Origin of the sequence: Aeromonas sp. DNP9, from assembly GCF_001728955.1 — a bacterium.
Classification (GTDB): Bacteria; Pseudomonadota; Gammaproteobacteria; order Enterobacterales; family Aeromonadaceae; genus Aeromonas; species Aeromonas veronii.
Genome location: NZ_LYSQ01000015.1, coordinates 96,891 through 120,516 on the forward strand (window position 1 = coordinate 96,891; position 23,626 = coordinate 120,516).

Annotated in this window: 24 protein-coding genes and 1 riboswitch; of the genes, 5 read left to right on the forward strand and 19 right to left on the reverse strand. The window is 60.6% G+C overall.

Annotated features, from left to right (window positions below):
- Positions 1–56: 56 nt before the first annotated feature.
- A complete protein-coding gene (locus tag A9G06_RS12010; RefSeq protein ID WP_069555391.1) occupies positions 57–1,712 on the reverse strand; it encodes a methyl-accepting chemotaxis protein in 1,656 nt (551 codons plus the stop codon).
- Between the two features lie 411 nt (positions 1,713–2,123).
- A complete protein-coding gene (gene folE, locus A9G06_RS12015; RefSeq protein WP_005334419.1) occupies positions 2,124–2,780 on the reverse strand; it encodes a GTP cyclohydrolase I FolE in 657 nt (218 codons plus the stop codon).
- Positions 2,781–3,089: 309 nt separating this feature from the next.
- Here folE and moeA point away from each other — a divergent pair, with 309 nt between their 5' ends.
- Both moeA and moeB read left to right on the forward strand, forming a co-directional pair.
- The gene (gene moeA, locus A9G06_RS12020) at positions 3,090–4,316 is read left to right on the forward strand and encodes a molybdopterin molybdotransferase MoeA (protein ID WP_069555392.1); all 1,227 of its coding nucleotides are present in this window, start codon (positions 3,090–3,092) and stop codon (positions 4,314–4,316) included.
- The gene (gene moeB, locus A9G06_RS12025) at positions 4,313–5,068 is read left to right on the forward strand and encodes a molybdopterin-synthase adenylyltransferase MoeB (RefSeq protein WP_069555393.1); all 756 of its coding nucleotides are present in this window, start codon (positions 4,313–4,315) and stop codon (positions 5,066–5,068) included. Before moeA ends, moeB begins: the two co-directional genes overlap by 4 nt.
- 62 nt (positions 5,069–5,130) lie before the next feature.
- On the opposite strand, the gene A9G06_RS12030 is transcribed toward moeB, so the two are convergent.
- From A9G06_RS12030 to moaA, 16 genes are all read right to left on the reverse strand, one after another.
- On the reverse strand, positions 5,131–5,907 hold the full coding sequence (locus A9G06_RS12030; protein WP_069555394.1) for an alpha/beta fold hydrolase: 777 nt from the start codon (positions 5,905–5,907) through the stop codon (positions 5,131–5,133).
- 91 nt (positions 5,908–5,998) lie between these two features.
- Positions 5,999–7,099, reverse strand: coding sequence for a molybdenum ABC transporter ATP-binding protein (gene modC, locus A9G06_RS12035; protein ID WP_069555395.1), 1,101 nt, complete (start codon positions 7,097–7,099; stop codon positions 5,999–6,001).
- On the reverse strand, positions 7,096–7,776 hold the full coding sequence (gene modB, locus A9G06_RS12040) for a molybdate ABC transporter permease subunit (RefSeq protein WP_005353447.1): 681 nt from the start codon (positions 7,774–7,776) through the stop codon (positions 7,096–7,098). Before modB ends, modC begins: the two co-directional genes overlap by 4 nt.
- Before the next feature lie 111 nt (positions 7,777–7,887).
- Positions 7,888–8,616 (reverse strand): molybdate ABC transporter substrate-binding protein, encoded by a 729-nt coding sequence (modA, locus tag A9G06_RS12045; protein WP_069555396.1) that lies wholly within the window; start codon positions 8,614–8,616, stop codon positions 7,888–7,890.
- A gap of 87 nt (positions 8,617–8,703) precedes the next feature.
- Positions 8,704–9,177, reverse strand: a complete 474-nt coding sequence (moaE, locus tag A9G06_RS12050; protein ID WP_043821146.1) for a molybdopterin synthase catalytic subunit MoaE — start codon at positions 9,175–9,177, stop codon at positions 8,704–8,706.
- 2 nt (positions 9,178–9,179) lie between these two features.
- Entirely contained in the window at positions 9,180–9,425 is a 246-nt protein-coding gene (moaD, locus tag A9G06_RS12055) for a molybdopterin synthase sulfur carrier subunit (protein ID WP_069555397.1), read from the reverse strand.
- Entirely contained in the window at positions 9,422–9,946 is a 525-nt protein-coding gene (moaC, locus tag A9G06_RS12060; protein WP_069555398.1) for a cyclic pyranopterin monophosphate synthase MoaC, read from the reverse strand. Before moaC ends, moaD begins: the two co-directional genes overlap by 4 nt.
- 9 nt (positions 9,947–9,955) lie before the next feature.
- The gene (gene moaB, locus A9G06_RS12065; RefSeq protein WP_005344126.1) at positions 9,956–10,462 is read right to left on the reverse strand and encodes a molybdenum cofactor biosynthesis protein B; all 507 of its coding nucleotides are present in this window, start codon (positions 10,460–10,462) and stop codon (positions 9,956–9,958) included.
- Positions 10,463–10,704: 242 nt separating this feature from the next.
- Positions 10,705–11,298 (reverse strand): cytochrome c3 family protein, encoded by a 594-nt coding sequence (locus A9G06_RS12070; RefSeq protein WP_069555399.1) that lies wholly within the window; start codon positions 11,296–11,298, stop codon positions 10,705–10,707.
- An 11-nt stretch (positions 11,299–11,309) separates the two neighbouring features.
- A complete protein-coding gene (locus A9G06_RS12075; RefSeq protein ID WP_005334452.1) occupies positions 11,310–11,765 on the reverse strand; it encodes a nitrate reductase cytochrome c-type subunit in 456 nt (151 codons plus the stop codon).
- Positions 11,765–12,640: a quinol dehydrogenase ferredoxin subunit NapH gene (gene napH, locus A9G06_RS12080; RefSeq protein WP_069555400.1), complete on the reverse strand. Its 876-nt coding sequence runs from the start codon at positions 12,638–12,640 to the stop codon at positions 11,765–11,767. Before napH ends, A9G06_RS12075 begins: the two co-directional genes overlap by 1 nt.
- On the reverse strand, positions 12,637–13,374 hold the full coding sequence (napG, locus tag A9G06_RS12085) for a ferredoxin-type protein NapG (protein ID WP_069555401.1): 738 nt from the start codon (positions 13,372–13,374) through the stop codon (positions 12,637–12,639). The genes napH and napG overlap by 4 nt, the downstream gene beginning before the upstream one ends.
- A gap of 16 nt (positions 13,375–13,390) precedes the next feature.
- Positions 13,391–15,880: a nitrate reductase catalytic subunit NapA gene (napA, locus tag A9G06_RS12090; protein ID WP_069555402.1), complete on the reverse strand. Its 2,490-nt coding sequence runs from the start codon at positions 15,878–15,880 to the stop codon at positions 13,391–13,393.
- A 101-nt stretch (positions 15,881–15,981) separates the two neighbouring features.
- Positions 15,982–16,236: a chaperone NapD gene (locus tag A9G06_RS12095; RefSeq protein WP_031227438.1), complete on the reverse strand. Its 255-nt coding sequence runs from the start codon at positions 16,234–16,236 to the stop codon at positions 15,982–15,984.
- 29 nt (positions 16,237–16,265) lie between these two features.
- On the reverse strand, positions 16,266–16,808 hold the full coding sequence (gene napF / locus A9G06_RS12100; protein WP_069555403.1) for a ferredoxin-type protein NapF: 543 nt from the start codon (positions 16,806–16,808) through the stop codon (positions 16,266–16,268).
- A 239-nt stretch (positions 16,809–17,047) separates the two neighbouring features.
- A complete protein-coding gene (moaA, locus tag A9G06_RS12105; RefSeq protein ID WP_069555404.1) occupies positions 17,048–18,043 on the reverse strand; it encodes a GTP 3',8-cyclase MoaA in 996 nt (331 codons plus the stop codon).
- A riboswitch (molybdenum cofactor riboswitch) is annotated at positions 18,031–18,171 on the reverse strand. It overlaps the preceding gene by 13 nt.
- Positions 18,172–18,249: 78 nt before the next feature.
- Between moaA and narQ the strand changes: the two genes are divergently transcribed.
- The 3 genes from narQ to A9G06_RS12120 all read left to right on the forward strand — a co-directional run bounded on the left by narQ (position 18,250) and on the right by A9G06_RS12120 (position 21,279).
- Entirely contained in the window at positions 18,250–19,962 is a 1,713-nt protein-coding gene (gene narQ, locus A9G06_RS12110) for a nitrate/nitrite two-component system sensor histidine kinase NarQ (protein WP_069555405.1), read from the forward strand.
- Positions 19,962–20,600, forward strand: coding sequence for a two-component system response regulator NarL (narL, locus tag A9G06_RS12115; protein WP_005334471.1), 639 nt, complete (start codon positions 19,962–19,964; stop codon positions 20,598–20,600). Before narQ ends, narL begins: the two co-directional genes overlap by 1 nt.
- Before the next feature lie 103 nt (positions 20,601–20,703).
- Positions 20,704–21,279: an LON peptidase substrate-binding domain-containing protein gene (locus tag A9G06_RS12120; RefSeq protein ID WP_005334473.1), complete on the forward strand. Its 576-nt coding sequence runs from the start codon at positions 20,704–20,706 to the stop codon at positions 21,277–21,279.
- Positions 21,280–21,527: 248 nt separating this feature from the next.
- On the opposite strand, the gene A9G06_RS12125 is transcribed toward A9G06_RS12120, so the two are convergent.
- A complete protein-coding gene (locus A9G06_RS12125; RefSeq protein WP_069555406.1) occupies positions 21,528–23,624 on the reverse strand; it encodes a PAS domain-containing hybrid sensor histidine kinase/response regulator in 2,097 nt (698 codons plus the stop codon).
- Between the last annotated feature and the right edge of the window lie 2 nt (positions 23,625–23,626).

Consider the following 23,626-nt stretch of genomic DNA (forward strand, 5'->3'; position numbering starts at 1 on the left):
CAGAAACAACAAGGCCCCGCCAATTGCGGGGCCTTCTGTTATCCATGCATCAACTCTTAGAGGGTGAAGCGCTGGGTCATATGGTGCAGGGTGTTGGCCAGCTTGCTCAGTTCGACGCAAGCCTGGGCGATCTGATGAGCGCCCTGGGCATTCTCGTCAGCGGCATTGTGAATGTTGACAATGCTGCGGTTGAGCTCTTCGGTCACCGCATTCTGCTCTTCGGTGGCGGTGGCGATCAAGGTGTTCATGTCGGTGATGCGCACCACGGCACCATTGATGGTCTCGATACTGGTACCGGCATCCCGTGCCAGACCGACACTCTCCTGCATCTGGTGACGACTCAGCTGCATGGCGTTGCCCGCCTCGGCGGCGCGGCTCTGCAAGAGCTCGATCATCTTGCTGATCTCGGCGGTGGAGTCCTGGGTACGCTGGGCCAGGGAGCGCACTTCATCCGCAACGACCGCAAAACCACGGCCCTGCTCACCGGCACGGGCCGCTTCGATGGCCGCGTTAAGGGCCAGCAGGTTGGTCTGACCGGCGATATCGCGGATCACATCCAGCACCACGCTGATATTGGCGCTATCGGCCTCCAGCTGCTGCACCACTGTGCCAGCCTGCTCAATCTTGACCGACACCTCTTCGATGCTGGCAATCGAGCTGCGAACCACTTCGCTGCCAGCAGCAGAGGTGCGGGAGGCATCCTTGGCGGCGCTCATGGCATCCGTGGTGTTGCGGGCCACTTCGTTGACGGTGGACTGCATCTCGTTCATGGCGGTCGCCACCTGGGAGACTTCGTTCTGTTGGATGGCCATGCCGCTGGCAGACTGGCTGGAGATGGCGCTCACCTCCTCCACCGCGCTGCTGAGCTGGCTCACGGAACCGGCGATCTCGCTCACCAGATCGGAGAGGGAGCCCTGCATCCGGTTGATGGCAGAACCCAGCTGGCCCAGTTCATCGCGGTTGAAGCGGCTGTCACGGATCCACTGCTGCAGTTCGCCCTGACCCAGATCGCCATTGGCAATACGCTGGGCCTGACGGGCCAGCATGATCAGCGGGTCGCGGATCTGGCGGGTCAGTACCACGGAGAGCACCACCACAAGGATCAGACCAATCACCAGCGCGATGGTGACACTCAGATTGGCGGATTGATAAGAGTCGACAATATCGCTGCGGGATTCAGACGCATAACCATGGTTAATCTGGATAAGGGAGGCCACTGACTTGCTCAGCGCGGTGTAAAGGGGTACCCCCTCTTCAAGGAAGATGCGTTGGGCTTCGGCAAGCTGATCGCTGTCTTGCAGCTGTTTGACTCGCTGGTGCAGGGCGACGTAACGATCCCAGTCAGATTTCACCGTATCGAAGGTACGGCGCTCCGCCACATCCTCAGGCCAGATCGTCTTGTCATGGGCAATCAGCTGCTGCGCGATCGCGTTAAGCTGCTGACTGGCAATATTCCGATATTCAGCCCTTTTCAGCGGCTCGGCAGCCACCACGAAATAACCCAGCTCATAACGACGCAACTCACCGAGAGAATCCCCGATCGCGCTGGTGCGATTGACCGCTGGCAAGATGCTGTCGGTAAACCGGATGGCAACATCATTCATGTTGCCAAACTGGACAAGGGCAAAACCGCCGATAAAGGCGACCATCAAACCGAGCACGGCAAAGCCGGCGGTGAGTTTTTTGCCTATGGTCATGGAACTGGTATTCATGGGATATCCTGGTGGTCGTTAAATTCGTAGCACTCGTCCGGTTCACGCCCTCCTGGCATGAACTATCTGGCCACCTGTTCAGTGGCGCACCATCCAACCTTGATGAATATCTCTGAATTCCATGAGCGGCAGCGAGAGCCGTGAGGGGGCGCTAGAGTAACCGGATTGTGACGGTTCGGAAAGAGTCTATCCGGTTACTTTTTGTAAGGTGAAAACGAGGGATTTATCGTGCTCGATTAAATATACCGCTCAGATGAATAAATCGGAAAAATACATAACGTTTGCATAAGGCAAGCCGCGCGGGTCAAGCCGTTGCAGGCCGCTACTCTCATCCAAGAACAATGAAAAACGCCAGCAATGGCTGCTGGCGTCTCGTTTATTCAGCGTAGCGGTTACAAAACAACCGCCATCTTATCCACGCAGGCCACCGAGAAATTCGGCCCGGGTATCGGGCTGGGTCTTGAACACACCGCCGAGGGAGGTGGTGGTGGTATAGGAAGTCGAATCCATCACCCCGCGCGCCTTGACGCAGTAGTGGGTCGCCTTGATGCTGATGGCCACGTCCTTGGTACCGAGCAGGGTCTGCAACGCCAGCAGGATCTGCTGGGTCAGCCGCTCCTGCACCTGGGGACGACGGGCGAAGAACTGCACGATGCGGTTGATCTTCGACAGACCAATCACCTTGCCACGAGGGATATAGGCCACATGGGCCATGCCGTCGATGGTGACGAAGTGGTGTTCGCAGGTGCTGGTGAGGCTGATGTCCCGCACCATGATCATCTCGTCCACCTGCATCTTGTTCTCGATCACCGTCACCTTGGGAAAGGTGGAATAGTCGAGGCCGGAGAAGATCTCGTTGACGTACATCTTGGCGATGCGGTGCGGCGTCTCGGCCAGACTGTCATCGGTCAGATCCAGCCCCAGTGTCTCCATGATGGAGCGCATATGGCCTTCGATCTTCTCCCGCTTCTGCTGGCTGTTAAGCTCGTTGGTGACCAGGGGGGTTTCCAGTCCCTGGGCTTCGAGGGCAGCCCTGACCAGCAAGGCTTCCGGACTTAAGGTTGTCATTATCTTCTCTCCCACGCTCAGGGACTGTGAGGGCCGCTCAAGGAGCAACCCCTTATGTTATGGCGGCATACAGGGCCGACGGTATCGCTGTAATGGTCGCCACACGAGATGTAACGGCCATCTGTTATGGCGGCATAGTAAACGGCCATTGCCGCCAAGATTCAAGTCAACTTGTGCGTCACCTCATACTTTATGGCCATCTACCCCCGTTTTTGCGCCGATTACCCCGAGATTCCCTTGAGATAACCTGCCCATACCCGGGGATTTTTGTGATAATCCCGCCTTCAATCATAGAAAGAGGTCATGACAATGGGATTTGATACCAGCGGACTACTCCCCTTAAGCGATGCCCTGCAAGGGATGCTGGAACAACTCGCCTGCTGCTGCGACAGCGAGCAGCAGCCCCTGCCAGAGGCCCTTGGCCGGGTTCTTGCCAGCGACATCGCCTCTCCCCTCGCCGTGCCCCCCTTCGACAACTCTGCTATGGACGGTTATGCCGTGCGCCTTGCGGATCTCGCCAGCGGTACCCCGCTCATCATGGCGGGCAAGGCGTTTGCCGGTCAGCCCTATCAGGGTGAATGGCCCGCCGGCCACTGCGTGCGGATCATGACCGGCGCCTCGGTTCCCGCAGGCACCGATGCGGTGGTGATGCAGGAAGAAACGCAGGCCGACGGCGATCGGATCACTTTTCTGGCACAACCCGAACCGGGCCAGAATATCCGCCGCGCCGGCAGCGATATCGGCAAGGGGGCCTGTGTGTTGCAAGCTGGCACCCGCCTTACCCCGCGCGAGATGCCGCTGCTGGCCTCCCTCGGCGTGGCAACCGTCGCGGTGCGCCGCCCGCTGAAAGTGGCCATCTTCAGCACTGGCGATGAGCTCAAGCCGGTCGGCACCCCGCTGGCCCACGGCGATATCTATGACTCCAACCGCTACGGCGTGCGGGCCATGCTGGCGCGCATGGGCTGCAACTGCCTCGACCTTGGCATCATCCCCGACGATCCGGCCCAGCTACGCGCCGCCTTTATCCGCGCCGACGAAGAGGCCGATGTACTCATCACCACCGGTGGCGTCTCGGTGGGGGAAGCGGACTTCACCAAACAACTGCTGGACGAGCTCGGCGAGATTGGCTTCTGGAAGCTGGCCATCAAGCCGGGCAAGCCGTTTGCTTTTGGCCGTCTGCCCCGCGCCTGGTTCTTCGGCCTGCCGGGCAACCCCGTCTCCGCCATGGTCACCTTCGATCAGCTGGTGCAACCGGCGCTGGCCAAGCTGGCGGGCCAGCACTTCGAGCGCCCGCTCCAGCTGCAAGCCATTGCGACCGAGCCACTCAAAAAGAGCCCGGGCCGACTCGACTTCCAGCGCGGCATTCTGAGTCAGGGAGCAAACGGCCTCGAGGTGCGCAGCACCGGCTCGCAGGACTCCGCCGTGTTCAGCTCACTGTCGCGAGCCAACTGCTACATCGTTCTTGAACGGGAACGGGGCCGCGTTGCCGCGGGCGAGACGGTGACCGTGGAGCCATTCGGGGGGTTGCTGCTGTGAGCGAGATCCTGAGCGACGCCGAACTGTTGCGTTACAACCGCCAGATCATCCTCAAATCCTTCGATTTCGAGGGGCAGGAGGCGCTCAAGCAGGCCAGGGTGCTGGTGATCGGCGCCGGTGGCCTTGGCTGCGCCGCCAGCCAGTATCTGGCGGTGGCCGGGGTTGGCCAGCTCACTCTGGTCGATTTCGACAAGGTGGAGCTCTCCAATCTGCAGCGTCAGGTGCTGCACAACGATGAGCGCATCGGTCACTACAAGGTAGACTCCGCAGCGCAGTCCCTGCGCGCCCTCAACCCCTGGCTTGAGGTAGAGACCCACACGGCCGTGGCCGATGAGGCGCTGCTCGATACCCTGCTGCCCCGACACCAGCTGGTCTTGGATTGCACTGACAACCTGACCATTCGCAACCTGCTCAACCAAAAGGCGCGCCAGCACAGGGTACCGTTGGTCAGCGGCGCCGCCATCCGGCTCGAAGGTCAGCTCTGCAGCTTCACCTGGCAAGAAGATGAGCCTTGCTACGCCTGCCTCAGCGCCCTGTTTGGCGAGCAGGCCCTCACCTGTGTCGAAGCCGGGGTACTCGCCCCCGTGGTGGGATTGGTGGGCAGCCTGCAAGCGCTCGAAGCCATCAAGATCCTGGCCAGCATGGGCAAGAACTACAGCGGCCGCCTGCTAATGATCGACGGCCTAAGCGGCACTTTCCGCGAGATGAAGCTGCCCAAGCGCCCCGACTGCCCCGTCTGCTCCCATCCTTGACGCAAACGGGATCAAAAAAGCCGAACCCTGTGGTTCGGCTTTTTTGTATCCCGGACCCACGTTCAGTGGGTGGAGAGGATCCGCTGCAGCAGGTGGTTGAACCCCGAGGGATCTTCCGCTGGCCAGGCGTGGTGGCCGTTGGGAGTGTGGATGGTGGCGTTGGGCAGGGCGGCAAACTGCTCCACCCGTTTGGCGAGCGGCAGGTAGTCATGGCTGGTGGAGATGATGGCCACCGGCTGCCAGATGCTGCCGAGTCGGGCGCGTACCGACCAACCAGGTAGCGCCTCCAGCAGTGCCTTGTAGGTTTTCTTTTTATTGCGCACGAAACGCAGCCGGAAGGTATGGCGCACCTGGGCGAGATCCGGGCCCGGGAAAAGCTCGCGTCCCAGCCACCAGGCGAGCGGGCGCATGCCAAACCAGCGCAGCCACTTGAGGCGCTGGGCGTAACGCTCCTGCTCTTTGGGGGTTTCCAGCAGAAACTCGCTAAAGCCGTTGACCAGCACCAGCCCCTGCACCTTGAGGGGCAGTTGCAGCGCCAGCTCCAGCGCCACCATGGCCCCCAGCGACAATCCCACCACCCATGCGGGTTCTGGCTGTGCATCGAGCCAGCTCACCACATCGGCTGCCAGGGTCGCAACATCGAACGGCCCCTCCTGCATGCTCTGCCCGTGGCCGCGCAAGTCCAGTGCCACCACCCGGTAGTGTTCGGAAAACAGTTCGATCTGCGCCTGCCAGTCGAGGCTGGAGGAGCCCAGCCCGTGCAGCAGCAATAGCAAGGGGCCCTCCCCCGCGCTGCGCAGGGCAAGACCGTTGAATTTCATCACCTGATTGCGGCGCATCAGTGTATTGCCTCCCGACTCATCACCTGAACCATCTCTTGTTGTTATGTTGCCCGTGGCCATCCTGCCACGTTATCAGCACGGCGCCCAATCAGCCTTCGCTGACCAGACTCACCGCCTTGATGTAAGCGTAGATCTGCTGCTCCGGCGCCAGCGCCAGCCGCCTGGCGGAGCGGCTGGTGATCCGGGCCAGCAGTATCTGCTGACCCAGCGCCAACTGCAACAGGGTCTGGCCGGGGCGCACCTCGCGCACCGCCAGCAGACGGGTGACGAGACAGTTGGAGAGACTGGAGTGCTCGATGGGGGCGGTGGCAATCACCACATCGCGCCCCGCCACCTTGATCTGCAAGGGGCCGCTCTCGTCCGGCACATGGGTCATGGTAACCCGCAGCTGCTGCTCGCCGAGTTGCAGGGTCGCCATCTGCTCGTCATCATCGTAGTGAGAGAGGGTCGCCGCTAGCATCACCCCGGCATCGTCACGGCTGGCGAGCGAGAGATCAGTGCGGGCGAAGATCTCGCTCGGCCTGCCTTGCGCCTCGACCCTGCCACCTTCCAGCAGCACCAGCTGATCGCAGAGCAGGCTCACCTCCTCCATGGCGTGGCTGACGAAGATCATCGGGATGCCGCTCTCCTGCTGCAACCCCTTGAGCACATGGGCCTGATGGATGCGGCTGCGCCGATCGAGCGCCGAGAAAGGCTCATCGAGCAGCAGCAGATCAGGCTCGGCCAGCAGCGCCCGCCCCAGCGCTACCCGCTGGCGTTGGCCGCCAGACAAGGCATGGGCAGGTTGCCACAGCAGATCGGCAAAACCGAGCCGCGCCGCCAGCGCTTCGGGCTGCCAGCGCCCTCGCCCCTTGCGGGCCGCCAGTTGCAGATTGCCGAGCACCGTCAGATGGGGGAAGAGGCGCGAGTCCTGAAACACCAGCCCGATCCGGCGCGCTTCGGGCAGCAGTTGAGCGCACTCCCGATCGCGCCACAGCAAGCGATCCCCGTGTTGGCGATCGAGCCCGGCGATAATGCGCAGCAGTGTACTCTTGCCGCAGCCGGAGGGGCCAAACAGGCCGAGGATCCCCCCCAGTTCGAGGGTCAGTGCGCAATCGAGGGTAAAAGGGCCAAACTCGCGCCGGGCATTTAGGTTCAGGGCATGGCGGTGCGGCTCGTTCACTGGCGGCATAGTGGCGGGCTGGTTCATCCGAACACTCTCCGCTGTCTGCGCTGCAACACGCCATAGACCAGCACCAGCATCACCAGCGAGAAGGCCATCAAACCGCCCGCCAGAATATGGGCGTTCTGATAATCCATCGCCTCCACATGATCAAACAGGGCGATGGAGAGCACCTGGGTTTCGCCGGGGATATTGCCGCCAATCATCAGCACCACGCCAAACTCACCCAATGTATGGGCAAAGCCGAGGGCCGCCGCCATCACGAAGCTGGGCAGGGTCATCGGCAAGATGATGTGGAAGAAGCGCTCCAGCGGGCCGAGTCCCAAAGTAGCGGCGGCCTCCAATTCCTTGTTGCCCATGTTGACGAAGGCGGAGGTGAGCGGCTGCACTACGAATGGCAGCGAATAGAGGATGGAGGCAAACAGCAGGCCGAGAAAGCTGAAGGCAAGAGGGGCACCAAAGGTGTCGCGCCACCAGGCGCCGAAGCCATATTCAGGGGAGAAGGCGAGCAGCAGATAAAAACCCAGTACCGTGGGGGGCAGCACCAGCGGCAGCGCCACCAGCGCTTCCACCAGCGGCCGCAGGCGGTTCTGACTGCGCGACAACCACCAGGCCAGCGGCGGAGCCAGCAACAGCAAAATCGCTGTGGTACTGGCTGCAAGCTTCAGGGTGAGCCAGACCGCCAGCAGATCCCCTTCACTCATTGCCGACCTCCCGGTTGATAAATGCCCCCAACGGCATGGTATCCATCCTTATTGCAAAGAGTGGCCGACCCGAAGGCCGACCACTCAGGGTATCGCATCAGGCCCATCCCCTTATTGGGGCAAGGCATAACCCGCTGCCTTGATCTGCGCCTGACCCGGCCCCTTGAGCCAGGCGACCAGCGCCTCGACCGCGGCGCCTTTCTTCAATACCAGCCCCTGCTGCTCGATGGGGGGATAGAAGCTCGCAGGCACTGCCCAGGCTTCACCAGTCTTGTCCGCTTCCACCAGATTGGCCCAGGCGACAAAGCCCAGCTCGGCATTGCCAGTGTCGACAAATTGCCAGGTCTGGCCGATATTGGCGCCGGTCAGCAACCGGTACTGCTTGGGATCGATCTTGAGATGGGTGAGGGTAGCCATGGCGGCTGCACCATAGGGAGCTGTGCGGGCATTGGCGATGGCGAGGTTGCCTTTCCAGCTACGCAGGGTCGCCTCGTCAGGGGCCGGCCCCCCCTTCTTCCACAGCCCCAGCTGGCCGATGGCGTAGGTGAAGCGATCGTTCCCCTTGCCCTCTTTTTCCAGCTTCTCGGGGGTCGCCGCATCGGCGGAGAGGAAGAGATCGAACGGCGCACCGTGGCTGATCTGGGTGTAGAGCACTCCGGTAGCGGCTGACGATATGGCCAGGGTGTGGCCGGTCTTGGCGGTGAACTCCTTGCCGATACGCTCGATAGTGCCCTTGAAGTTGGCCGCCACGGCCACTTTCACTTCATCGGCCTGCACGGCACCAGTATGCAAGGTGGCGGCGCAGACGCCGGCGATGACAACAGATAACAGCGGTTTCATTCCCTTTCTCCTGATGGGGCCCGCACATCCGCGCCCCTTGACGGGGCCGTGGTTCCCGTTGAACCTGCGCCCCTCGTAATGAACAGGTCAGGCTTGCCAGCGGGCAGCGGCGGCGTTGTCGCTCTCCTTGGCCTCGACCCAGCGTTGCACACCCTCGGCGGTCAGCTCTTTTTTCCAGAACGGCGCCCGGGTTTTCAAGAAATCCATAATGAAGTGACAGGCATCAAAAGCAGCGTCACGGTGGGCGCTGCTCACCGCCACCAGCACGATTTGATCGCCAAGCCACAACTCGCCGATACGATGAATGAGGGTACACTCCTGCAGCGGCCAGCGGCGACGGGCCTCCTGCACGATATCGGCCAGCGCCTTCTCGGTCATACCGGGGTAGTGCTCGAGGGCCAACCCCTTCACCTCTTCCCCCTGATTGAAGTCGCGCACCTTGCCAACGAAAGTGACGATGGCGCCACTATCGGGGCGGGTGGCGAGGCGGGCATATTCGTCCGCCAGCGAGAAATCGGCCCGCTGCACCAGAATGCGATCGGTCATGGTTGCCTCGCTCATCCTTAACCTCCAGTCACCGGCGGGAAAAAGGCCACTTCATCGCCATCGTTGATGGGAGTATCGAGGGGCACCAGGGTCTGGTTGACCGCCACCAGCAGCTTGCCAACTTCCAGCGCCAGCGCCCACTTGTCGCCGCGTTCACAGAGCGCCGAGCGCAGTTGTTCGGCAGTGGCGTAGTCGCACGGCAGGCTCAGCTCATCGCAGGCCACCAGCTCTCTTACTTGCGCAAAAAACAGTACCTTGATCATGCTTGTTCCCCGCTCGTTGACCCCAGCTGAAAATGGCCGGACTTGCCGCCCTTTTTCTCTACCAGCCGCACCTGTTCGATCACCATGTCCTTTTGCACCGCCTTGCACATGTCGTAGATGGTCAACGCCGCTACCGACGCGGCGGTCAGCGCCTCCATCTCCACCCCGGTCTTGCCGGAGAGCTTGCAGAGAGTGCGGATATGCACCTTGTGCTGCTCTGGCAGCGGCACTATCTCCACCTCAACTTTGGTCAAGGCCAGCGGATGGCAGAGGGGAATGAGATCGGCGGTCTTCTTGGCGGCCATGATGCCTGCGATGCGGGCGGTGGCGAACACGTCACCCTTGTGGTGCTGGCCGCTCAGGATCAGCGCCAAGGTCTCGGGGGCCATGGCAACAAACGCTTCGGCGCGGGCTTCGCGCTCGGTCACCTGCTTGTCGGTCACATCAACCATATGGGCTTCGCCGCTCTGGTTCAGATGCGTCAGGTTGGGCTGGGTCTGCTTGGGATCGGTCTGGTTCATCGTTTGCTCTCAGAGGTGGGAGACAAAGTTGCACGGCTTGGTGCGGGCATCGAGCTGATCGCGGATCAGTTGCTCCCAACCCAGCTGGCAGGCGCCGGTGGAGCCCGGCAGACAGCAGATCAGGGTGCGATTGGCGAGTCCCGCCAGCGCACGGCTCTGCATGGCGGAGCCTTTAATCTCGGCAAAAGAGAGTTGACGGAACATCTCGCCAAAACCCTGTACGGTGCGCTCGAACAGCACACCGACCGCTTCTGGTACCCGGTTCTGTTCATTGAAGCCGGTACCGCCGTTAATCAGTACCACCTGCACCCCCTCATCTGCGATCCACTCGCTCACCCGCGCCCGGATGCGAAACAGGTTGTCCGGGCAGAGCGCCCGATCGGCCAGCTGATGGCCCGCGTCGGTAAGGGCCGAGACCAGATAGTCGCCCGAGCTGTCATCGGCGGCAGTGCGGCTGTCGGAGACCGTCAGCACGGCGATCTTGAGAGGGATAAATGCGTTGTGTTTCTGTCCCATCGGGCAGCTCCTTGTGGCTATGGGCCGTCAACGAGGCAGGAAGAGAAGGGGTATGAGAGGCCAGCTGTCAGGGCGCAAAAACGGACGCAGACAGGGGTGACCAACTTGCTCAAGCGTGTGACGGCGGGCTGATTCTATCAAAGGTTTCACGAGATATGGGATTTAAAAGACACACAAATCTGATGCTTGTCCCATATATGAACAAAACGCAGGCCGGGCAAACCCGGCCTGTCGTCGCAGGATCAGAATCCTTTCACCCCGGTCATGTCGGGCAGCTGGTGAGCAATCCCCTTGTGACAGTCGATACAGGTGGCCTGCCCCTCCTTGCCGAGGTTGGCCGAGTGCATCTTGGCGGCACGCTGCCCCTGCAGGGAGAAGTCCATGTACTCGAAATTGTGGCAGTTGCGGCACTCACGCGAATCGGTCTCTTTCATCCGCTGCCACTCCCGCTCCGCCATCTCGCGCCGGTGCGACTCGAACTTCTCGCGGGTATCCACCTTGCCGGTGATCATGCCCCACAGCTCCTTGGAAGCCTGCACCTTGCGGATGATCTTGTAGGTCCACTCATGGGGCACGTGGCAATCCGGGCAGCTGGCCCGCACGCCGGAGCGGTTGGCGTAGTGAATGGTGTCGCGGTACTCCTCGTACACGTTGTCCTTCATCTCGTGACAGCTGGTGCAGAAGGCCTCGGTGTTGGACGCTTCCATGGCGGTGTTGAAGCCACCCCAGAAAATCACGCCACCAAAGAAGCCCATCAGCAGGATGACCCAAAGAGCCGCCTTCGACGGTGACTTGAAGGTGGTCCACAGACGCTGGATAAAGCCGGGTAATTTCATCTATGGATTCCTCAGTTCAGCGCTTCAACCGGTTTAAAGGTATTTTCCACCAGCGGCTTGGCATCCGCTTGCGGCACATGACACTGCAGGCAGAAGTAGCGGCGCGGCGACACTTCACCCAGGGTCAGGCCGTCGCGGGTCTCGAAGTGAGTCGGACTGATCTTGGGAGCCTTCATGGCACTGGCATTCTTGAAGCTGTGGCAAGCCAGGCATTTGTTGACCTTGGTATCCACCTCGTAGTTGCGAATGTCGTGAGGGATCAGCGGCGGCTGATGCATGTACTGGCGATCGTAGGGCGCGCCATCCTTGCGGAAGTTTTTCAGGGGCGCTGCGGTGGCATCGGTCACCAGATCGGTGGCGCCACGCTCGGACTTGAGGCCACCGGTACTGTTGGTGATCTCGGGGGCTGCAGCCATCAAGGATCCCGCCATCAGGCAGGCCAGCATTGCTCCAATCAGCTTTTTCATTATTTGTTCTCCGACGTTTTTTCTGCCTTGACGGCAAAACCTACAGTGATTTCAAAAACTTGTTCCGCGCAGACATCGATGCAGCGGCCACAGTTGGTACACTCCTGAGCCGCAATCAAGGGCCCGTGACCGCGCTTGGCACCGTGAACAGGCCCGCGCAGGATGGGACGCTCCGGGCAGACCGCATAACAATCCATGCAGTTGTTGCACCGCTCGCGCCCCTTGGCAGAAATCTTGATAAATCCGACCCGGTTGACCAGGGCATAGAAGGCCCCCACCGGACAGAGATGACCGCACCAGCCCCGCTCAACCACGAAGAGATCGAACAGGAACAGCGCCGCCAGCAGGGCCCAGCCCGCCCCCATGCCAAACAGCAGACCACGCATGGCGAGCGACACCGGATTGACCAACTCCCACGCCATCACCCCGACCACCGCAGGCACCACCAGCACCATGACCAGCAGCCAGTAGCGGGTCGCACGGCTGAACTGGCCATTGCCCTTGAGGCCAAGGCGCCCCCGGAGCCAGGCTGCGGCATCCGTGATGAGGTTGACCGGACAGACCCAGGAGCAGAACACCCGCCCCCCGACCAGCCAGTAACCGGCCAGCACAATGGCAGCACCGAGCCAGAGGGTGGTGATGGGCCAGTGGCTCGCCGCCAGCGACTGCAACAGCGTGAGGGGATCGGTCAGCGGCACTGTTTCCAGCAACAGCGAGCTGGAAAGGTTGCCCTTGAGGATCCAGATGCCCGCCAGCGGCCCCAGCAAAAACAGCGCGAGCACGCTCAACTGACTCAGCCGACGCAGCAACAGGAAGCGGTGGGAACGCCACCACCCCAGCTTGATGCGAGCCTCTTCCCCCGGATAACGACTCATAACCCCTCCGGTTTGCGGGTGGGCAGGGTGAGCCTGTCGCCGATGAGCGACTTGTTCCCCGCCTTGGCCTTCTCTTCCCAGCCAAGCCGGTAGTGATGACCCAGCTCACCTTTGGCGAGCTGGCGTGGCACCACCTTGATGGCCGCTTCCTCCAGCACGCAGGCATGCTCGCACTTGCCACAGCCGGTGCAGATATCGCTGTGCACCGTGGGCAAGAACATGGCGTGCTTGCCGGTGCGCTGGTTGTGCTGCAGATCCAGGGTGATCGCCTTGTCAATCAGCGGGCAGACCCGATAACAGACATCGCAGCGCAGACCCAGATAGTTGAGACAGGTCTCGTGATCGATGAGCACTGCTACCCCCATCCGCGCCTGATCGATGTCGGTCATCTGCTGATCCAGCGCCCCGCTCGGGCAGGCCACCACACAAGGGATGTCATCACACATCTCGCAGGGCACGGTACGCGCCTTGAAATAGGGGGTACCAGTGGTCACAGGGTCAAACAGCCGGGCGAGCTGGAGGGTGTCGTAGGGGCAGGCCTCGACGCAGAGCCCGCAACGCACGCAGGCGCCGAGAAACTCTGCTTCATCGAGGGCGGCAGGCGGACGCAGCGCCTGGGCAGGCACAGCTTGTGCCTGCTGGCGTGCCATGCCGCCGAGCCCCACGGCAAGCAGGCCCACACCGCAGGCCCCCTTGGCCATGTCGGCCAGAAACTGGCGACGACTACGGCTCATCTCGCACTCCCCCGCCTTAAGCCTTCATCACCTTGACGGCGCACTTCTTGTAATCGGTCTCTTTCGAGAGCGGATCTGTGGCGTCCAGGGTCAGCTTGTTGACCAGCTGGCTCGCATCAAAGAAGGGCATGAAGACCAGTCCTTTCGGCGGACGGTTGCGACCACGGGTCTCGACACGGGTCTTCACCTCGCCACGGCGGGAGGAGACGATCACCTCTTCACCACGACGCACGCCGCGAGCCTTGGCATCGTCCGGGTGCATGAACAGCACCGCATCCGGGAAGGCGCGATAGAGCTCGGGCACCCGACGGGTCATGGTGCCGGTGTGCCAGTGCTCCAGCACGCGGCCGGTGGAGAGCCACAGGTCGTACTCTTTATCCGGCGACTCGGCGGCGGGCTCGAACGGCAGGGCGAAGATGACCGCCTTGCCATCGGGCTTGCCATAAAAACGTACCCCCTCGCCCGCTTTCACATAGGGGTCAAACCCTTCGCGATAGCGCCACAGGGTCTCTTTGCCATCTACCACCGGCCAGCGCAGACCGCGCGCTTCGTGATACTGATCGAACGGTGCCAGATCGTGACCGTGGCCACGACCGAAGGTGGCGTACTCCTCGAACAACCCCTTCTGGACGTAGAACCCGAAGTGTTCGGCTTCGTCGTTCAGCAGCCCCTTGCTCTGCTCTTTCGGGAACTGGTTGACCTGACCGTTGGCATAGAGCACGTCGAACAGGGTTTTGCCCTTCACTTCCGGCATTTTGGCAATCAGCTCAGCTGGCCACACTTCCTCGACCTTGAAGCGCTTGGAGAACTCCATCAGCTGCCACAAGTCGGACTTGGCCCCTTCCGGCGCTTTCACCTGCTGGTGCCAGAACTGGGTGCGGCGCTCGGCGTTGCCGTAGGCCCCCTCTTTCTCCACCCACATGGCGGTCGGCAGGATGAGGTCCGCAGCCTGGGCAGTGACGGTCGGGTACGGATCGGAGACCACGATGAAGTTGCGCGGGTCGCGATAGCCAGGCAGGCGATCGGTATTCATGTTGGGGCCGGCCTGCATGTTGTTGTTGCACATCACCCAGTAGGCGTTGAGCTTGCCATCTTTGAGCATGCGATCCTGCAGCACGGCGTGGAAACCCACCTTGTCGGGAATGGTCCCTTCCGGCAGTTTCCAGATCTTCTCGGCAATGGCGCGGTGCTTGGGCTCGGTCACCACCATGTCGGCAGGCAGACGGTGGGCAAAGGTACCCACTTCACGCGCGGTGCCACAGGCAGAGGGCTGGCCGGTCAGTGAGAAAGGACCATTACCCGGCTCGGAGATCTTGCCGGTGAGCAGGTGGATGTTGTAGCAGAGGTTGTTGGCCCAGACACCGCGAGTATGCTGGTTGAAACCCATGGTCCAGTAAGAGACCACCTTCTTGCTCGGATCGGCATAGAGCTTGGCCAGTTTTTCCAGCTTCTCTTTGGAGACGCCGGAGAGCTTGGAGACAGACTCCACATCGTAGTCGGCCACGAACTTGGCAAACTCTTCGAAGGTCATCGGAGTGGCATCGCCACTGTCCGGGTTCTTCGCTTTCTGCTGCAGCGGGTTGGTCGGACGCAGACCGTAACCGATGTCGGTGGCACCTTTCTTGAACACGGTGTGCTTGTTGACGAAGTCCCAGTTCACCTTGTCGTTCTGAATGATGTAGTTGGCGACATAGTTGAGGATCGCCAAGTCGGTCTGCGGAGTGAACACCATGCCGTTGTCCGCCAGCTCGAAGCTGCGGTGCTCGAAGGTCGAGAGCACGTGCACCTGCACATCCGGGTTGGAGAGACGACGATCAGACATCCGCGACCAGAGGATGGGGTGCATCTCGGCCATGTTGGAACCCCACAGCACGAACGCATCGGCCTGCTCGATATCGTCGTAGCAGCCCATCGGCTCGTCCATGCCGAAGGTACGCATGAAGCCGACGACCGCAGAGGCCATGCAGTGACGGGCATTGGGGTCAATGTTGTTGGAGCGGAAACCGGCCTTCATCAGCTTGGCGGCGGCGTAACCTTCCCAGACGGTCCATTGGCCGGAGCCGAACATGCCGACAGCGGTCGGCCCCTTCTCTTTCAGGGTCGCCTTGAACTTCTCGGCCATGATGTCGAACGCCTGATCCCAGCTGATGGGGGCGAAGTCGCCATCCTTGTCGAACTGGCCGTTCTTCATCCGCAGCATCGGCTGGGTCAGGCGATCCTGGCCATACATGATTTTGGAGAGGAAGTAACCCTTGATGCAGTTGAGGCCACGGTTGACCGGCGCATCGGGGTCGCCCTGAGTCGCCACGACCCGACCATCCTGAGAGCCCACCAGCACGGAGCAGCCGGTACCGCAGAAGCGGCAGGGAGCCTTATCCCAATGGATGGCAGTCTTGTCGGTACTGGTGATGAGATTGGCTGCCAGCGTGGGGGCACTGACACCGGCCACGGCAGCGGCAGCTGCCACCGCGTTGGCCTTCATAAAGTCGCGTCGACTCAGCTTCATGGCATATCCTCACATTGCTTATCGCGTAATAGTTGTCGAATCTGTCGAACGGGAGCCAACCATCAGCGGCAGAGGGCACGCCAGGCATCCCATCACTCTTTTCAGTGACCGCCCAGTTCATCGAACTGGTGGTAAATCAGGGCGGCAGAGAGCACACCCGGCATCGCCTGTATCGCATCAATGGCCGCCATGATCGGCCGCTGGCTCGGACCTTCCAGGGTCACGACCAGCTTGCCCTCGTCACTGACGGCGTGGATTTCGGCCCCTTCAAGGGCACCAATCTGCTCGGCGAGCTGATGGCGCAAGGGGGGCTGGGTCAGCACCACCAGACTCGATACATGGAACTCCTGATCCATTGTGGCTTCTGTGTCACACGGCTTCTGACTCATTCTGACTCCTGCTTGAGGGTAGGCTGGCTCGCACCACCGGATGGGACGGCTCGCCCGTCGACCTTGATGCTGCCAACCGGACAATCCTGCACACAGGCGCCGCAGCCATTACAGCGATCCGGCTCGACCGTCGGGGTGGGCACGCGCCCCAGCACCGGAATAAAGCGAATGGCATTGGGTTCGCAGCTGTCCTGACAGCGCTGGCAGAACACCTGACCATTGGCCAGACAGTTGGCCTCGATATGGGCCTTATAGTGCCAGGGGGACTCGCTGGTCGGGCGAAACAGCGGCGCCTTGCAGACAGTGACGCACTCGGTGCAGAAGGTGCATTCGCCACGCTGGAAATCGACCACCGGAAAACCGCCCTCGCCATTCACCAGGATCTGCTCCGGACAGGCGGCCAGACAGTCCCCGCAGCGGGTGCAGTCGGCAACAAATGCCGACCAGTTGACTGACCAGGGCAACTGCACCGGCGGTTCGGCGGTTCTCAGCCGCCCCCGGAACAAGCCGCGGCGGGCAAGATCGATCTCATCCGGCATATTGACTCCTGTTCTGGTGAAGATGGGGACAGTGCGAGTCCATGATTGGCATTCTTGATACCAATTATAAGAGTGGGTGTATATTGCGGCCCTGACAAGGTAAGGGATATACCACCAGGGAGATAAACAGGGGGGATTCTTGCGCCAGATCAAAGCCTTGCAGCGCAATAAAAATGGAGGTATCGGTTAAAATACCTCCATGTGAGGATTGCTATTTAATCGTTGGCGATTTTTTGCGGTTATCCGCCGATCGAGGCGAGATGAGGGGTGATGCCGGCATTGCCCTCATGGAGACGATGGGTAGCACTCTTGCCCGCCAGTGCCGCGCGAATGCGCTGTTGCAGCTCATCAGATTGCCCATCTGCGCCGAGCAGATCCCGCAAGTCGATGCCGTTGTCGCCAAACAGGCACAGATGCAGCTTCCCCAGCGAGGAGACCCGCAGCCTGTTGCAACCGGCACAGAAATCCTTGCTGTAGGGCATGATAAGCCCCACCCCACCTTGCGAAGCGGGGTGCATAAAGACCTGCGCCGGACCGTCATCCGTGCCCCGCAACTGCTGCACCCAGCCGCTCTCCAGCAAGCGCTGTTTGATCTGTTCGCCGCTGACATGGTGGTCACGAAACAGGGTATCCATCTCGCCGGTCTGCATCAGCTCGATAAAGCGCAGCTCGATGGGCTTGTGCCTGATCCAGCCCAGAAAGGCATCAAGCTGGTAGTCGTTGAGCCCCTTGAGCAGCACCGCATTGATCTTCACAGATTTGAAACCGGCGGCCAGTGCTGCTTCGATCCCCTCCATCACTTCGGCCAGCTTGTTCTCGCCGGTGATCTGGTGAAACTGGCGCGGGTCGAGACTGTCGACACTGACATTCAGCGCGTTGAGTCCGGCATCAAACCACTCCTGGGCCCGCTCCTTGAGGCGATAGCCGTTGGTGGTCATGGCGACCTTCTCGATACCCGGGGTGGTGGCAATCACCTTGACGATCTCGGTGAAATCGCGGCGCAGGGAGGGCTCGCCCCCCGTGATGCGCACCTTGCGGGTGCCCATGGCGGCAAAACCGCTGACCACGCGGCGGATCTCGTCAATCGAGAGAAAGGGTTGACGCCCCGCTTTGTGACCTTCCGGGGGGCGATAACCATCAGGCAGGCAATAGGTGCAACGGAAATTGCACACATCGGTCACTGACAGACGCAAATAGTAAAAACGACGGGAAAAACCATCTTCAAGTGGCAACATAAACACCTTTCCAAATACGGGAGGCCAGGGCATTTCTTTCCTGACCCTTACAGCTCGAACGTCGGCTGACGGCTGGTTTCCCCCTATCGCTAGGACTTAGGCAAAACCGCTCGGAGTTCATCTAGTTTTTCGATGCTAACACAAGTTGGAGTACACTCCCACGCATCTTGCGGGGTCCTTATCACTATTCAGAGGTGCGCATCAGTATGGGAAAACGGTTCAGGGTCCATTCGGTCAGCAGTGCAATCGGGCGTGCCATGGTGTTGATCCTCTTCATGGCCAGCCTGATCGCGCTGGTCGCCATGGTCACCCTCTTCTACTCGGTACCCGATGCCAAGGCGATCAACCTCTCCGGTTCGCTGCGGATGCAGGCCTACCGGATGGCCTACGAAATCGAGCGGGGCGACAGCGTGCTGGGGCGCCTCTCCCAGTTTGAAGAGACCCTGCACGCCGAAGAGCTGCAGGAGACCCAGCGCTGGATCACGCCTGCCTCCCTGCGTCGCACCTATGGCGAGGTGCTCGGCCAGTGGCAGGTAATGCGCCAGCACATCGAGGATCGCACCCCCAGACGGTACACCGATAACACCGAGCAGTTTGTGGCAGCCATCGACAATTTCGTCAATCAGATGCAGTACCACGTGGAATTCAAGGTGCGGATGCTGGCACTGGCGGAGGGGCTCGGCCTGCTGGCCATCATCACCATCGCCTGGTTCACGGTGCGCTTCACCCGCCAGCAGGTGGTCGCCCCCCTCAACCAGCTGGTCTACTGTGCCCGCCAGATCCAGCGGCAAGATTTCGATCTTCAGCTGCCCGCCCACGGCGAAAATGAGCTGGGGGAGCTGTCGCGCGCCTTCGTCACCATGGCCGACGAGCTGGGTAAGCTCTATCGGGAGCTGGAAAACAAGGTGGAAGAGAAAACCGCCAAGCTGCAACAGGCCAACGACACCCTCTCGTTTCTCTACTCGACCGCCCAGAAGCTGCACGCCGCCCCGCTCAGCACCCGTACCCTCATCAAACTGCTGGACCGCGCCGCCGCCCACCAGCATATCGACCATATCCGGCTGACCCGCTTCGAGCACAACGCCATGCCGGTCTACATCTCGGGGCGCACCGGCTGGCCCGGCGATCTCGATGCGGTCGCCAGCTTCTATCTGCAGATGGATGAGCAGGAGTTCGGCCGCCTCGACATCATCAGCCAGCACCCCATCGATGAGCGGTTGATCAAGAACTTCACCATGCTGCTGGCCCAAGTGCTGCACAAAGACCAGACCCTGCTGCAGCAGCAGCGACTGCTGCTGATGGAGGAGCGGGCGGTGATCGCCCGCGAGCTGCACGACTCGCTGGCGCAGGCCCTCTCCTATCTCAAGATCCAGTCCATCCTGCTCAAGCGCTCTTACGCCAAGGGGCAGCATGACAAGGCGCAGGAGGCGATGCAGCAGATCGACGAGGGGCTTAGCAATGCCTATACCCAGTTGCGCGAACTGCTCGGCACCTTCCGTCTCACCATTGGCGATGCCAATCTGGGGGAAGCGATCCGCGTCATGCTTGATCAACTGCAACCTCAGACCCAGGCCGAAATCCGGTTCCATTACGGACTGGCCGACAACGACCTGGAGGCGGGCCAGCATATCCACATTTTGCAGCTGATCCGTGAGGCAGTGCTCAATGCCATCAAACATGCCAACGCGCAAGTGATTGATGTTAGCTGTGAGACCCTCGCCAGTGGTAACATTGAGGTTCAGATTTCAGATGACGGTGTCGGGATCGGACTCGCCAGCTCGGCGATCAACCATTACGGGTTGAGCATCATGAACGAGCGCGCCAGCAAACTGCACGGTCTGCTGACCATCAATGAGCAGCAACCACAAGGCACCTGCGTGCATCTGACCTTTCCCACCAGTCTAGCGAGAGACGCCTGATGGACGAGATGAAATACACAGTTCTGGTCGTAGATGACCATCCCCTCATGCGCAAAGGGATTGTGCAGTTGCTGGCTCTGGAAGAGAACATGGAGGTGACCGGTGAAGCCTCCAACGGCACAGATGCCGTGGCGCTGGCCAAAGAGTCCGAGCCGGACCTGATCCTGCTCGACCTCAACATGAAGGGGCTCTCCGGCCTCGATACCCTCAAGGCGCTGCGGGCCGAAGAGATCACCTCCCGGGTGGTGATCCTCACCGTCTCCGATGCCCGTCAGGATGTGGTGGCTTTGCTCAAGGCCGGTGCCGACGGCTACCTGCTCAAGGATACCGAGCCTGACCTGCTGCTGGCCCAGCTGGCCGACGTGATGACCGGCAAGCAGATCCTGAGCGAACCGCTGCGCCCCTATCTCGAAAACATCTACGAGCTGGATCACCTGCAGCAGAAGCTGGAAAGCTTAACGCGTCGCGAAATGCAAATCCTGCGCGAAATTGCAAAAGGCCTCTCCAACAAACAGGTCGCCTCGGTACTCCATATCTCCGAGGGAACGGTCAAGGTTCACGTGAAGAGCCTGCTGAAGAAACTCGAGGCGCAAAGCCGCGTGGAAGCGGCTGTCATGTATCTGGAGCAGCGCAACTAAGCGCCCTCAACCTCCCGAAAAGCCACCCTCCGGTGGCTTTTTTCATTCTCTGGCACAGTCGCTGCATTGTCATATTCAGCAACTACTCAATGGAGGATGGAACATGAAACTACAACCTTTGGCACTGTTCCCCTTGCCTTCCCACATACTGCCGGGCGGCAAGCTTCCTCTGCGTCTGTTCGAGCCACGCCACCTGCAGATGCTCAAGGAGTCATTCATCAACGATCAGGGCTTTGGCATCGTGATGGAAGAGTCGACCACCTCGGGACAATCCGGCCGCATTCTGCCGGTGGGCACCCGGGTCAAGGTGACAGACTTCTACACCCTCAATGATGGCCTGCTGGGTGTGACGGTGCTGGGACTGGAGCGCTTCTGTATCCACGAGATGGAAACAGACGAGATGGGCCTGCGCCGGGCCAAGGTGGAGATGCTGCCCAACTGGCCGAGCACCCACTCAGATTTCAACGACAAGCTGCTGGTCAATCGCCTGCGGGAAGTGTTCGAGCAGTATCCGGAGCTTGATGAGCTCTATCCGGACAAGCGCTTTGAAGATGCCGCCTGGCTCTGCCAACGCTGGCTCGAGATATTGCCGATGCCGATTTACGAAAAGCAGATGCTGATTGCCAAACAAAACAGCGAAGCGGCCCGTAAATTTCTGCATCGCTTGATTTCACAATGACAAAAACAGCGTTGCAAAATGCAATTATTCCAACAATGAAAATGTGAAATTCGCATTTTGCGAGTAAGTAGGAACGCAAAACGCCATAACAAGAGAGAGCCGCTGCGCTAAACGGCCAAAATTGAACACAAAAGAGTCTAAAAAAGTTGGCACAGATTTTTCATATAGATTTGTACAACCCGATTTATCCCGTGCTCTCTTCAGTATTTGCTGAAGAACTGGTCAACCCACAAAGTTGACCATTTTTTTTATCCGCGCGTCGGCAACCGCTGACCAAAGTGACGCTGCAAACACTCTCTCAGCCGTGACAAGGTGATCGGTTTGGCGAGAAAGTCATCCATTCCCTGCGCCAGACAGCACGCCTTATCCTCCGCCATCGCATTGGCCGTCAGGGCAACGATTGGCATGGTGCATCCCAACTCACGCAAGCGCCGGGTCGCTTCCAGTCCGTCCATCAGGGGCATCCGCATATCCATCAGGATCAGATCTGGGAGCTGCTCATCCACCTGTGCCAGCGCCTCCAGACCATTGGCTGCCAGCCGTACCTTGCCCACCAGTTTTTGCAGCATCAGCGACACCACCAACTGATTCACCGGGCTGTCCTCCACCACCAGCACATCCAGTGGCAGCAGTGCCGAAGCCCCCTCCTCCCGCTGCGGCTGGCTATGGCAGGGTAGCGCCATGCCGGGCAGTTCGAACCAGAAACAGCTTCCCTTGCCCGGCTCGCTCTTCAGGTGGATCTCACCTCCCATAAGCGTCACCAGACGCTTGCTGATGGCAAGACCGAGACCTGTACCGGAAAAACGCCGGGTGGCCGAGTTGTCGACCTGGGAGAAGGGTTCAAACAGCAGCGCCTGATCCGCATCAGCGATCCCGATCCCGGTGTCGGAGACTGAGATCAGCAGCTTCTCATCCTGCCAACCCAGGTGCAGTGTCACCTGCCCCTGCTCGGTAAATTTGAGAGCGTTGTCCAGCAGATTGCCCATCACCTGTGACAAACGCATCGGATCCCCCTGCAACTCCCGAGGAACCGACTCATCGACCCGATAAACCAGCGCGATCCCCTTGGCGGTCGCGCGAGCTTGCAGCGGCTCGACCAGAGATTGGCAAAGCTGGACGGGTTGCAGGGTCTCGCAGTGAAACACCAGGGTTTGCGACTCGATTTTCGAAAAATCGAGCACGTCGTCGATGATGGTTTGCAGCAATCTGGCCGAGTGGGTGGCATGGCGCAGCAGGCTCTGTTGCTCCGGCGCCAGCTCGGCATGCTGCACCAGATCGAGCATCCCCAACACCGCATTCATGGGCGAACGGATCTCGTGGGTCATCATGGCCAGAAACTGGGACTTGGCACGGTTGGCCGCTTCAGCCTCATCCCGTGCCCGCGCCAGCTCCTCTTCCCGGCGGATCTGGTTGCTGATATCCCGGGCAGTGCCACGATAACCGATAAACTGGCCATCATGGTCAAAGCAGGGCTCGGCGCTCACCTCCATCCAGCAGGGGCCGTGTTGCAGCGCAACCTGCATCCGCACCCCTCGCACCGGCTGGCGCAGCTCCAAAAGCTGCAGGTATTTCTGGGCATCGCAGCTCTGCTTGTTGCAGACGTAGTCATAGAGGGTCGGCCGGGTCGCCTGCGGGGTCATCTCATCCAGATAACCCGGCTCTGAGGCGTAACTAAGGCGATGCTCGGCATCTGTCTCCCAGAACCAGTCCGAAGCCATGGCGGCGAAGCTGCGAAAACGGCGTTCGCTGGCCTGCAACGCTTCGGTTTTTACCGCAACCTGCTCCTGCAAGCGGGCCCGATAGGTGATGTTGACCAGCGCCTGGGCGATGAGCGGACGGCAACGCTCCATGGCGGCCTTGCTGGTGAGATCGAAGGTGCCCGCCCGAGCGTGGCGGCAGATGAGGGTGGCGGTAAAACCGGGGGCCTGCAGCCCGGTCAGCATCACGCTGGCCCAGCCCGGCTCGCTCGCCAGCGGCGCCAGCTCGGGCAGCTGGGCGGGATCGTAAATCACCAGGGTTTCACCCGAGATGGCGCGGGCAAATGCTGGGGTCATGCGCCAACTGCGGGCAGCGCGCATCGGCTCGGTACTGAGGTGGGTACTTCCCTGCTCCCCTTCCCAGGCCACCACATCCGCGTGCTCAAAGCCGATAAAGGGTTTGAGCACCTGGATAAGGCTCTCCAGCACCTGCTCCAGCGTCTTGGCATCGGCGAGGGTGGCAACCCCCCCCAGCAGGGTCTGGGACTCGTGACGATACTTGGCCTCGCGCTCGCGGCAACGCATAAGGTCGACCAGCGTGGTCTGCAATTTGTCGCCGAGGGCTTCCAGTTCACTGTTGCCAATCATCT